This window comes from Archangium lansingense (genome assembly GCF_026626635.1).
GTDB classification, from domain to species: Bacteria; Myxococcota; Myxococcia; order Myxococcales; family Myxococcaceae; genus Archangium; species Archangium lansingense.
Genome location: NZ_JAPNKA010000001.1, coordinates 7,844,435 through 7,855,958 on the forward strand (window position 1 = coordinate 7,844,435; position 11,524 = coordinate 7,855,958).

Genomic DNA, 11,524 nt, shown 5'->3' on the forward strand with positions numbered 1-11,524 from the left:
CACCTCCGCCGAGCAGCGTCGGATGCCACCCGTAACGTCCTCGCCCCGGGTGGAGGTGGGGCGTGGGCAAGGGTGAGGTGGGGGACACCGGGCGTGGGGCGCCGGAGAGAGCCCAGGAAATGGGGGCGGAGGAAATCCGCGCCCGTGCAGACCGAGTCCTCGGAGCGGCATTCAAAGCGCCCCCACGATGCAACGATTGAGGATTGCTCCACCGCTCCTGGGCGCCCTGTTAACCTCGTGCGCGCGAATGACCCTCACCATCCGAGACGCACAGCTCGCATCCCTTCAGCACGCCGTGGACGAGAGGTACTGCCGGGAGCTCGTTCCCCTGCTCCGCACGCGGTGTGGGGGACTCCTGACGAAGCACTCGGATGAGGACATTGTCGCTCGAGCGCGCGAAGCCCTGGGCCGCGTCGCGCGATATGGGCTCGAGGATGCGCGAGACATCCTGGCGTTCATCGTCCTGACCTTCGCCGTGGGCCCGGGTTTCGACACCCACCCCTCCTTCGCGGCCATCCTCGCGGACCCGCGCATCCCAGGGCGGCGGAAGCTCCCCGCCCTCTTCGAGCGGTTGGATGCCTCGCTCTGGGATGCGGCCGCGGCACGGGGATGAAGCGCTCACACACCGGGAGAATGACACCATGGGAAGCTGTCGGTTCTGCGAGGACAAGGGCAGAGAGGCGGGCCAGGGTCCAGAGAAACACTGCCCCACCTGCGAGGAGGGAAGGATCTGCTGCAAGACGTCCTGCGATACGCGCTGTACCAAGTGCAAGTCGGCGGCCTCCGTCTCCAGTGCAACGAGCGGGCTGATTCCTTCCAACAAGCAGAGAGAGTCCTGCCCAACGGACAAGGAGGAGTCAGCCCTCGAGAGCAAGGAGACCGAGCCCTGCTCCCTCCTCCAGAAGGAGCGCGAGGCCGCGCGCAAGGCCCACGAACTTTTCGGCTTCCATGCGCCCTGCGCGGACAGTTTCGCGTTGGATGTGGTCCTCGGCAATATCCCCCCGAGATCCTCGAAGTCCATACCACCGGCGACGTACGTACCACCGGTCGACGCGGGTGATCTCCAACACAAGACGCGTTGCCTGCAGTGCGCCGGGCAGGGAGGGTTGAAGCCAGGGTGGTGTGAGCATCCTCACGAACTGTGGAACCGCAATGGCAGCACGCTGTCCCCCTGGGCCCTCGCAGTACAAATCAGGAACCTGCTCGAGAAGAGAGCTCAGCTCGAGAATGAGCTTCCCCCTTCCGTGCGCGCGTTGGTCATGCGACGCCTCGGGCATCTGGAGCAGGTGGCGCGGCTCTGGCGTGAGCTCGAGGACGATCACTGGCTCCCGGATTATGCGGATGGGTTGGGGGAGCAGATCATCGGCCTGCGTCACGCCGGCATCAGCAACCTGCTACCGAAGCGGCTCCAGCCCGAAGGGAACGGTTACTCGTGCATGGACGAGCACGGCCAGCCCTGGGGACGGCTCCGCGGACAGGGCTCACTGGTGTCGCGCATCGAGACGTACATGGAGGAGCACGGTACCAGCTACGACTGGATCTCCGACTGGATGGGGGAAGTCAGCGGAGACTCCTGGTCGCAGTGGGGAAAGGCGATGCGCATCTTCTGGGTGAGGCAGCGCGACCAGAAAAAGGTGAAGGTTCTCGAGCACTACTGGAACAACCCTTTGGATCCGGTCACCGCGGCCAAGACCTGCTCGGGGCTGTACGCCTCTCCTTCTAAGGTGGGCCTGGGGTATGAAAAAGAACCCCAACTGAAACGTGCGTGGCAGATCTGGCATGGCTTCGTGCAGGAGCTGCTCGCCTGCACGGACTTCCCAAACAATGATCGTGAGGCGCGCACGGTGCGGCTGATTCGTACCGAAAACGATGCGGGCCTCAAGGCCAACAAGCTGACGCCGTTCGAGCCCAAGAAGGACTCGGAAATCAAGCGGGGCGTCTGCGAGTCCTCCTCCATCTTCAAGGCCTTCGTGAATGCAGGTCCACACATCACGCTTCAGACCGTGCCCCACATCCGGGTCATCACCTGTTACTTCACCGAGCGCACAGGGGGGGCCAACAGGTGTTGCCTCAAGGAAGATCACGAGAACGAGTTCATCTTCCTGACGCATGGCATCCGTTGTGACTATGAGCCCTCTGGCGGCTCGAGCACGCAGGTGGAGAGCGATGAGGACAAGTACAAGGGCCTCTTTGGTGACTATGCGCCCTTTGGCAGCTCGAGCACGCAGACGCAGAGCAACGCGGATAAGTACAAGGGCCTCTTTGACGAATGAGCCTGCCTCGATGTCATGAGGCAGGCCCGACGGTTACTCGACCCAGAAGGAGTCGGTCATCACGCCGAAGCCCGTCTCCTCGTCGACGAAGAAGGTGACGCTGTGCGAGCTCCACGGGTCATCCGCGTAGCCGACATGGCAGCCCTTGAACGTGCGGTTCTGGGTCAGCGCCGCGAGGTTCGCCAGCCCGGCCGTGACGATCGGAAGCTGGCTGCTCACCCTGGCCGCGATGTGCTGATACACGACGCTGCCGTCGACCGGGGTCGGATCGCCCGTCATGCCCCACGGGAGGTCCTCATCGTCGAAGCCGAAGCAGTCCGCCTGGTAGTTGTAGTAGCCGTGGCCAGTCAGCAGCTCCCACCGGTCGAAGTGGCGGGCCATGACCAGGCCACCGTTGCCGCCCACGCTCGCGTTCACCGCGGCGATGAGCGTCTCCAGGGGCGCGCTCAGCGTGGCGGCGTTGCGGATGTTGCGGAGGCTCACCGAGCCGATGCCCGTCGTGTTGGCGATGCCCTGCACCGAGGTGAAGGGGCGCGTGGCGAGCAGGTTCACCGCGCCATTCCACGCGTACGGCAGGACGTCGTGCAGCTCCGTGGAGCTGATGCTGTTGACGAGGGACACCATCCGGGCCGCGTCATCGGTGGAGAGGGCCAGCTCGTTCTCGATGCCGACGCAGCTCGCGCCGATGAGGCCCTGGGTGCGGGCGCCGCTCTCAATCTGCTCCAGGCGGGCCGGGCCGACGAGGGGAACCGTGAGGAGGTCCGCCAGCGATACGAACTGCGACGTCGCGCGCCGGTTGACGAGGTTGGTGACGACGTCGCTCGGCAGGAACGCATCCAGCTTCGCGAACGTCGCCGTGTTCACGAAGGTGAGGATGCCCTGGCACTCCGGAGCCACATCCACGTCCGTGGTCGTGAGCGGCGCCTGCTGGCGCTCCAGAGATTCCGAGGACGGTTCGGCTTCGGTGCCGCCGCAACCGGCGAGCAGGCTGAGAGCGAGAAGGGCAGAGCCAATACGACGCATGAGAACTCCTCCGGGGAAATACGACTGAGGGGGAATTCCCTGTATAACAGCCCTCTGACATCCGTAGGTGTTCCCAGGTTGTTTTAACCGTGTTTCAAAGTGTCCCTCACACCGGAGCGGGGGTGGGCGCTACGGCTGGGAGCCCCGAGACTCACGAGCGTGGTGCGTCTGACGCGCGGCCTGGAGGGTGTTGGCGAGCTGCATGGGTTCCCTCCCACGTCAGGGACATGCGGTCAGCTCGGTCTTCCAGCGGGTCCGGCAGATGTCCGTCAGGTTGTTCTGCGTATGGAAGACCGTGTGGTCCATGGATATCTCGCCGGCACCGGTCGCGTCCCAGTTCACCTCGTAGGTCGAGTAGGGCGAAGGCCGCTGGCCGCTGAAGGCAAAGCTGCCGCAGCCCATCAGCGATGATCCGCCGGCGAGCCAGTCTTCTTCCGCGACGGACGCGGCGTCGTCCGAGAAGGCGAGGTAGCCGCGCTGATCGATCACGACCGCGAAAGAATCCTGAAACCAGCCGAGCACCGACGCACAGTGGTTGCTGTCGCCCTGGACGAGCTGCCCCTTGCCGCCGAACGCAACCTTGAAGCAGCGGGGCGCGCCGCAGGCGGGCCAGTCGTTCGCGAGTGACACGATCTTCTTCGCGGACTCCGGGTACCCGTCGACGGTCGCCTTCGGGGCCTGGGACTGCGGGTGGAGACCGAAGGTGGCCTTGGCGCGGAGGAGGTCCTGTCCGCGCTGCTCGAACCACGTGCCATCGAGGATGGCCTGGCTGCCGGATTCCGCCTTCGGGCTGAAGGACGCCGGTGTCGTCAGCTCGAAACGTCCGAACCCGGTCTCCGTGGGGATGAGGCACGTGCCCTCCGTGAGCTCGGCGCGCACCTGATTGCTCAGCCCCTTGAACGTGCAGCCCACGGGACGGCCGTCGGGGGTCGTGCCCATCTGCCGCTGCAGCGTCACGGTGCCGCTGAGAGTCTTCGGATCTTCGACGTAGTCGAGCACCCAGCACGTCGTGCCCCGGTCGAGCCGGTGGTTGCCATAACCAGGGTTCGTGGACTTCACCTGCTTGAGATCGATCAACTCGAAGCCGCAGTAGTACTGGGGCCACTCGGGGGGCAACTCCTCCTTCTGCTCGAGCCATGAGAGCTCACAGCCAGAAAGGAGCGAGACGAGAGCGCAGAGCAACAAGCGGTTCATGGGACCTTCCAGACGAAGAGGCGGCGCGTCACGACGAGCACACTCCGCCCACCGAGCCTCTCGAAGCGGATGACATCGTTCGCGTCGGTGCTGACGAGGTGGGTCTGCAGGGTGACGGTCTGCGTCGCCGTGGGCCAGCGCCAGAGCCGGCTGGCGAGCGCGTCTCCCAGCAGGCAGTCGTTGTCATTCAGCATCACAGCGCTCTGGGCCGTCTTCAACGCGCCTCCGCTCGCCTGATCGAGGAGCACGCACTGCTCGCCACCGCCGCTGAGACCTTTGCGGCAGGCCTGAGTACCGGAGACGACGCACTGATAGTGGCCGCTCGGCGAGATGGACACATCCTCGCCCTGCGTCGGCGTCACGCCAAAGACCTCGGTCTCTTGCGAGGGATTCGTATATGGCACGCGGAAGAGGCGTGTGCCGCGACGCACGACGAGCGAGTCCTGCTCCATCGTCACGAGGACTTCGGTGTTCGCGTCGTACCACACGAGCATCCGGCGCTCCTGCAGATCGTAGATGCCGCGATGAATGTCCGAGCTCGTCCCCACCGACTGGATCCAGAGATAGCGACCGCCCGGCGCGAGCCGTGTCTGGTACGGGCTCCTGGAATCCATCGGCTGCTCGTCGAAGCGGATGCCACCGTCGCTCTTCTCGAGATCGACCAGCGCGAGCCGTCCGTTCGTCGAGGCGACCGCGATGCGCTTTCCATCCGGCGAGAACGCGAGCCGGTAGAATCCCGGCTCAAACGAAGCGTTGCCGCCCTTCTCGAAATCGAGGACGAAGTCGCGCGTGACGTCACCCTCGGTGAAGTTGGCGTTGAAGTAGTCCGCTGGCTTCCAGAGCGGTGAGCCTTCCGCGACGTTGTACAGGAGCAGCCGCGGCGCGCCGTTGTAGCCGACAACCGCGAGCGTATTGCCATCCGGCGAGAGTGCCCAACCCAGGGAGATCGTGTTGTCGAACCGGCCGTTCCCGAGCTTCCGGCAGTCCGGCATCTTGTAGATCTCGATGCGCCGCGTATCGGGCGACTGGCCGACGACGAAGGTGCTCTCGTCGTCGGAGAACCCCGTGCGATGCAGCTTCGTATTGATGGTCGTGGTGCCGCAAACGGCGAATCGATCGTCCTGGGTGTCGTAGACGGAGTTGCCCACGCTGCAGCCGCCCGGGCCGAAAGCGATGTAGCGCCCCTTCGGCGAGACCTCGATGTAGAAATCAGGCGACAAGGTGGGTGGCACACCAGGGCTCCCGCCGCTGAAGTTCAGCTCGCGCGCCCGGCCAGCGGGGGCAAACGCATCGACGAGGAGGCGGCTGTTCGTCTCGAGGTCCAAGGTCTGGATGCCGCAGGACTCCTTGTTCTGTCCGTCGTTCCACGACCAGGCCGCGAGGCGCCCGGCGTTCGCGCTGAGCGCCCGGGTTTCGGTCGATCCGACAGGCTGGGTCACAGGAGCCCCGAAGAGTGCTCCCTGTCCGAGCCCTTCGAACCAGGTCGTGTAGCGCGCCGTCGAAAGATCGAGGATGGCCGACCGGAACTTGTAGATGGGCACGAAGACGCGGCCGTCCTCGATGAGACTCGCGTCGTCACCCAGCGTCACCCAGCCTCCTTCGAGCGCCAGCGTGGTGCCGTTCCACTTCGTCAGCGTTCGATCCTTCGACGCCACGAAGAAGGACGCACCGTCCTTCGACCAGAAGACACGCGTCGGTGCGCTGTGGTGATGCCCGAGCACGATCTCCGTCGGCACCGGGTTCGCCTGTCCCGAGGCCGGCAGCCCGATCTCGACCTCCCCTTCGGCGAAGTAGTCCGGCAGGCTCTTGAGCCCCGCGCGGAGCTTCAGCTTGCCGTGCTTCTCCCGCGCGCAGACGTCGACGAGCGAGAAGGTCTCGTACGTATCCAGCGTCGCGTTCCCACTGGAGTAGTGTACGTCCTCGAGATCGACCAGCGGCGTGTCGGTCGACCAAACAATGTCGTCCTGCGCGATCTTCCGGTCCGCGACCATGCGAAGCGTGGCACGGCCACAGGTGTATGGACGCACCTGATACGTCCTCTGCGTCATCCCGAACGACTCGAACTTCGGAACGGCCGTCGGTTCGGGGGGCGTCTCTGTCTTGTCAAAGAGACCGCACGCCGACAGCAGCGTCATCGCTGGCACCAGCCACCAGCCGCTCCAGCTGCTTCGAAAGTGCATCATCGTTCCCCCCTCCAATGAGTTACCGCCGCGGCACTGTGCCCGTCGCTTCGGCGCCGTGCTGAGTGGCGCATCACCGTACCACGGCCAGGTAGAGGAAGCCGCTTGCGGTGGGGTACACCCCTCGCCCCTTGCTACCCCACGGAGAACGCGTCAGGCATTGTCCCTAAGCGCCCGGACATAGATGTTGTCCATCCCTCGCCATGAGGCCACCGCGGATACGGGGGCGGGGGCGCGCTACACCTTCTGGCCGCGAGTTGTCCCAACTGGTCCGACCATCGGACCAGTTGCTCGAGTTCGCGCCCGGAAGCCGCCCGTCTCTTCGCACCGAGCCAGACGTGGACAGAAACCATGTCCGGGGGCTTAGGCTCCAGCAGGTGGTCCTGGTAGACACGTATGAAGAGGGCCAGGAGCCCGAGGGCCACCCTGCACCGCTCGCACCTGCGCTCTGGCCACCGCAGGAGGCTCTCTGGGGTAGCCGCTTCCCTGCGGCAGCACCCGTAAGCCCCCCTTCCTGGCGCGAGCCCCTGCGCCCTGGTGGCGCGCAAGGGGTTGCCCGGGGCCTAGCCCTCGCTCACTCCCACGAGGAGCTCCAGGCTGTTGCCCACCGGGATGTCCGCGCAAGGAAGGTCGCCCGTTAAGCTGTTCTTCCTGAAGAGGCTGAGCATCGGGCAACCCAGACGATTTACTGCGTTACCACCTGCCCCGCGTCACGGCGGAAGTAGACCTTTGAGTTTCCGCGGTCCACGACCATGGCGTACACCGCGCCCTTGGCATTGCGCAGGAATTCGAACCGGAGCTGGGTCATGTCGCCCGGGCCGATGAAGCGCGTCGGGGTCAGCGGCCGCAGCGTTATCGGCTGTTGCTTGTTCTCGGTCACCGTCAGTGCGCCATTAGTGATGCCAACATCGAGCGTTCCGGACTCGAAGTAGCCGGTCAGGTTGCCAGCCAGGTCGTTCGGCACACTGGCATCGAGGCGGAAGGCGCCGGTGTAGTCGGCCAACACGGCCGGGGCCAGCTCCACCGTGCGCACCAGCGGGTTGATGCCGCGGCCCAGTGCATCCGACAGCGCGTTGCGGATCTCCATCATCAGCTTGCTGCCTCCGGTGCCGTTGGTGAGGATGACCATGCCGTCGCCGGTTTCCAGGTAGCCCTCGATCCAGGCCTTGTAGCTGTCGTTGGAGCCACCGTGATGGAAGATGCGGGTCTGGCCGTCGCCTTCCAGGCGCGGCCCGAGGCCGTGAAGGCTCGGAGAGACCTCTGTCATCATCTGCATGGCGATCGGCTGCGGCAGGAAGCCGCCCTTGCCTCGGTAGCTGTCGAGCAATGTGCCGACGAAGGTGCCCAGGTCGTTGGCGCTGGTCCACAGGCCCGACGCCGCCTGCTCCGGAAAGGCCTCCCATCCGCGCGGCAATGCAGCGCGCTGGCCGTCCTTGTCGTGGGCCTTGGCAATGTTGCCCAGGCTGGCCGGCAGCGGATTGACGAAAGTGCTGCGGCGCATGCCGACAGGCTGGAAGAGCTCGTTTCGGGCGATGGTTTCGAACGGCTTGTTCGTGGTGTTCTCCAGCACCAGCTGCTCGACGGTGATGCCGCCGCCGGAATAGCGCATGCGCGTGCCCGGCTCGAAATCGATGCGGACGGGCTCGTTCTTGGCCGGGGCCACGCCGTCGAGGGTCTGCACGATGGTCGGCAGCTTCTCGCCCGGCAAGTAGTCCTCGAAGCCCCACACCGTCAGGCCCGAGGTGTGCGACAGCAGCATCCGCAGGGTGACTTTGTCGTGAGCGAAGGCCGGCGCCTTGGGAATCTGCCACGAGGTCAGGTAGGTGTTGACGTCGCGATCCAGGTCGAGCTTGCCCGCGGCCACCCTGCGCAGCGTCGTAGCGGCAGTCACGACCTTGCTGACCGAGCCGACGGAGAACAGGGTGTCCGCGTTCACCATCTCCCGGGTGCCCGCTTCGCGCACGCCGAAGCCTGCGGCCTGCACGACCTTGCCGTCCTTCAGCACGGCAATGGCCACGCCCGGCACGTGGTAGTGGGCCATGCGATCCTGCAGCGACCAGCCCGGCAGCAGTTCACCTGCCTTGAGGGTGGAAGGACGTAGGCCGTGCTCCAGTGCGGCGAACAAGTTTGGGGTCTGGCCGTTCGCCTCGGGTGCGGCAGCGAAGACGTTGCCGGCGAACAGCGCGGCCGCGAGCAGGGTGGTGCCGTGCAACACCGACCTCCTGCGGTGCGCAACAACGGCGGTTCCGACGACGTGCTTCCTGCCGCTGCTCATGTCCTGCGTGTGCATCACTTCCATGCCTTCTCCCTTTGGAAACGGAAACCGCTCAATCCACCCAGTAGAGGCGTGCGGCTCAGCCTCTGCGTATCCAGGGATCATCCCCGAGCAGCGAGGGCAGGAAGGACAGCCACTCGCGGGTGGTGCGCAGCAGGGCCTCGGCGGAGGAGGCCGCCACGCGGAGCACCAGTCCATCGGGCCCGAGCGGGCTGGCGGAGCAAACAAGCCCGGAGCGAGGCGTCACGGGCAGGGAGCCCACCTGTGCGGCGAGCGCCTCGCGGGCGGAGTCCAGGGCGGGCCCCACGAGGAGCACGGTGCCCAGCGCGTCGAAGCGGCCGAGGCGCGCGGGCAGCGCCCCATGGGCCGGGTCGAGCAACCAGCGCTCATCGATCAACGCCCTGCCCTCGCGATGGACCCGGAGCGAAGAGGCGTAGTGCGTGAAGGCCCAGCGCTCGCCGTTGGCGCTGCGGCCGGCGGTGAGCATCTCCATCAAGACGAGCGAGGCGCTCGGGGCGAGCTGGATGTCCTGACTCTGCGTATACCGAGCCCCCGAAAAGCACATGGTGGGGTCCGGCACCCACGCAAGCAGGGCTCCCGGGGCCACGCGTGCAGACAGCTCACTGCGGCAGCCGCGCGGCGAGCGGTAGACGCGGGTGGAGCCCTGGCTCGATAGCAGCGCCGCGGAATCCTCGGCGACGTCCAGCTCCACGGAGAGGTGGTCCCCATCCACCAGCCCTCCTCCAAGCGAGCTGGTGTAGACCCAGGCGGCATGCCCGTGGTTGCGCGGAGTCAGCAGCCGCAAGGGACTGTGCGCCAGCGCGGTGGTCACCACGGTCCGGTTCCCCACGCGCTCGAAGGCGAGCTTCGCGCTCCCCGCTCGACTGGTTCGGGCCACTTCGGCGGTCGGTGTGTGCTCACTGGCGATCATCGGCACATGAGCCTGCCGCGCGCGCGAGACAGACGCCATCTTCGTGAATGACAGGGCCTGCCTCCTCTCCTGGCTGCCTTGCGCACCCGGGTCCACCTCACCTGGACAATACTTTGAAAACAAAGAACCGTGGCGGAATGCGAATGAACCGTGGAATCTCGTTTCTGGTGGGTGCTGCGCTGCTGGCGGGCTGTGGGGGCGAGGAGCGTGCCGAGGTGACATCCGAGGGAGTCATTGGCGAGAGCGCGCAGGTGGATGCTCCCGCGGAGGTGCGGACGCACACGGCCCTGGCGTACTGCGATGATGTGACCACCTGGAGCACGGAGTGGACCGATTTCGAGAACCAGGTGCTCACGCTGGTGAACCAGAAGCGCACGGCGGGCGCCACGTGCGGCGGCGTGTCCAAGCCCGCAGTGGCCCCGCTCACCCTGGACACGCGGCTGCGCTGCGCCGCTCGCAAGCACTCCAAGGACATGGGGGACAACAACTTCTTCAGCCACACGGGCTCGAACGGCTCGACGCCGTTCCAGCGCATGACCTGGGCGGGCTACACCTACAGCTACGCGGGGGAGAACATCGCCGCCGGGTACAGCACCCCGAGCGTGGTCGTGACGGGCTGGATGAACAGCACGGGGCACTGCAACAACATCATGAACGGCAACTACAAGCACCTGGGCGTGGGGTACTACCGCTCCGCGACCGGCTACACCCATTACTGGACGCAGTCCTTTGGCGCGCAGTAGTCGCTGGGGACTACCCTCACCCCCCGCCCTCTCCCAGAGGGAGAGGGTGCATGCGCAATCAGACCTCGACGAGGACCCGCTGCGGCTCGGGGAACTGCACCACCACGCAGTCTCCCGCGCTGCCATCCTCCCAGGCGAGCATCGCGAACTCCGCCGGTGCATCCAGCGCGATGATGGGGTGGTGCCACACGCCCCGGTGGTAGTTCACCCCCTGGCCGGAACCGCAGATGAACGCGGCGAGCCGCTCCACGTCCGGCCCGCCCGACGGAGCCGTCGGCGCCACGCACACCAGGAACCGCGAGCAGAGCATGGGCAGGAAGGCCTGGCTCGAGTGCGGGTGGTGCTCCAGCAGCTTCACCGTGAACGGCAGCGGCTGCGGCACCGAGCGGAACACAGCAAGGTTTGGCTTCGCCCCCGCGCGATCGCTCTCCAGCCTGGCCGACCAGTCGAACCGCACCGCCGTGCCCTGGTTCGCCGACGAGCCGCTCTTCAGCCCCGCGGAGACAACGTCTCCATACGGGGCGAAGGCGTCCGGCGTCAGCGGCCGTGCGAGGATGACCCGGGACGTGCTCATGAGCCCCGGTACGTCGAGTAGCCGAACGGATTGAGCAGGAGCGGCACGTGGTAGTGCTCCGAGGTCACGGTCACCCGGAACTCCACCGACACCGACGGATAGAAGCTATCGATGCCGAACCGCGCGAAGTACGGCACGATCTCGAACTGGAGCCGGTACACGCCCGCCGCGGGAATCGTCTCCAGCAGCGGCTTCACGCGTCCGTCCGCGTTCGTCACCCCTCGCACGAGCTCGTTCCAGCTACCGTCATGCCACGTGTACAGCTTTACCGTGACGCCCTCGGCGGGGCGGCCACGGGAGGTATCCAGGATGTGCGTGCTGATTCCCATGT

At 66.0% G+C, this 11,524-nt stretch carries 10 protein-coding genes; 3 read left to right on the forward strand and 7 right to left on the reverse strand.

Annotated elements, in window-relative coordinates:
* Window positions 1-247 precede the first annotated feature (247 nt).
* Entirely contained in the window at window positions 248-613 is a 366-nt protein-coding gene (locus OV287_RS31320; protein WP_267537719.1) for a hypothetical protein, read from the forward strand.
* A gap of 631 nt (window positions 614-1,244) precedes the next feature.
* Window positions 1,245-2,273, forward strand: a complete 1,029-nt coding sequence (locus OV287_RS31325; RefSeq protein ID WP_267537720.1) for a hypothetical protein — start codon at window positions 1,245-1,247, stop codon at window positions 2,271-2,273.
* A gap of 33 nt (window positions 2,274-2,306) precedes the next feature.
* Here OV287_RS31325 and OV287_RS31330 read toward each other — a convergent pair whose 3' ends face one another.
* The 5 genes from OV287_RS31330 to OV287_RS31350 all read right to left on the reverse strand — a co-directional run bounded on the left by OV287_RS31330 (window position 2,307) and on the right by OV287_RS31350 (window position 9,915).
* Complete coding sequence (locus tag OV287_RS31330; protein ID WP_267537721.1) at window positions 2,307-3,296, reverse strand: helix-hairpin-helix domain-containing protein; 990 nt, start codon at window positions 3,294-3,296, stop codon at window positions 2,307-2,309.
* Window positions 3,297-3,515: 219 nt separating this feature from the next.
* Window positions 3,516-4,490 carry a hypothetical protein gene (locus tag OV287_RS31335; protein WP_267537722.1) on the reverse strand — a complete coding sequence of 325 codons (975 nt, stop codon included), beginning with the start codon at window positions 4,488-4,490 and terminating at the stop codon, window positions 3,516-3,518.
* Window positions 4,487-6,673 carry a WD40 repeat domain-containing protein gene (locus tag OV287_RS31340; RefSeq protein WP_267537723.1) on the reverse strand — a complete coding sequence of 729 codons (2,187 nt, stop codon included), beginning with the start codon at window positions 6,671-6,673 and terminating at the stop codon, window positions 4,487-4,489. Before OV287_RS31340 ends, OV287_RS31335 begins: the two co-directional genes overlap by 4 nt.
* Window positions 6,674-7,355: 682 nt before the next feature.
* Window positions 7,356-8,969, reverse strand: coding sequence for a serine hydrolase domain-containing protein (locus OV287_RS31345; RefSeq protein ID WP_267537724.1), 1,614 nt, complete (start codon window positions 8,967-8,969; stop codon window positions 7,356-7,358).
* Window positions 8,970-9,024: 55 nt separating this feature from the next.
* Entirely contained in the window at window positions 9,025-9,915 is an 891-nt protein-coding gene (locus OV287_RS31350) for an urease accessory protein UreD (RefSeq protein WP_267537725.1), read from the reverse strand.
* 104 nt (window positions 9,916-10,019) lie between these two features.
* Here OV287_RS31350 and OV287_RS31355 point away from each other — a divergent pair, with 104 nt between their 5' ends.
* Entirely contained in the window at window positions 10,020-10,619 is a 600-nt protein-coding gene (locus OV287_RS31355; protein ID WP_267537726.1) for a CAP domain-containing protein, read from the forward strand.
* A 58-nt stretch (window positions 10,620-10,677) separates the two neighbouring features.
* On the opposite strand, the gene OV287_RS31360 is transcribed toward OV287_RS31355, so the two are convergent.
* Together OV287_RS31360 and uraH are read right to left on the reverse strand one after the other, a co-directional pair.
* Window positions 10,678-11,193, reverse strand: a complete 516-nt coding sequence (locus tag OV287_RS31360) for an ureidoglycolate lyase (RefSeq protein ID WP_267537727.1) — start codon at window positions 11,191-11,193, stop codon at window positions 10,678-10,680.
* Window positions 11,190-11,522 (reverse strand): hydroxyisourate hydrolase, encoded by a 333-nt coding sequence (uraH, locus tag OV287_RS31365; protein ID WP_267537728.1) that lies wholly within the window; start codon window positions 11,520-11,522, stop codon window positions 11,190-11,192. Before uraH ends, OV287_RS31360 begins: the two co-directional genes overlap by 4 nt.
* Between the last annotated feature and the right edge of the window lie 2 nt (window positions 11,523-11,524).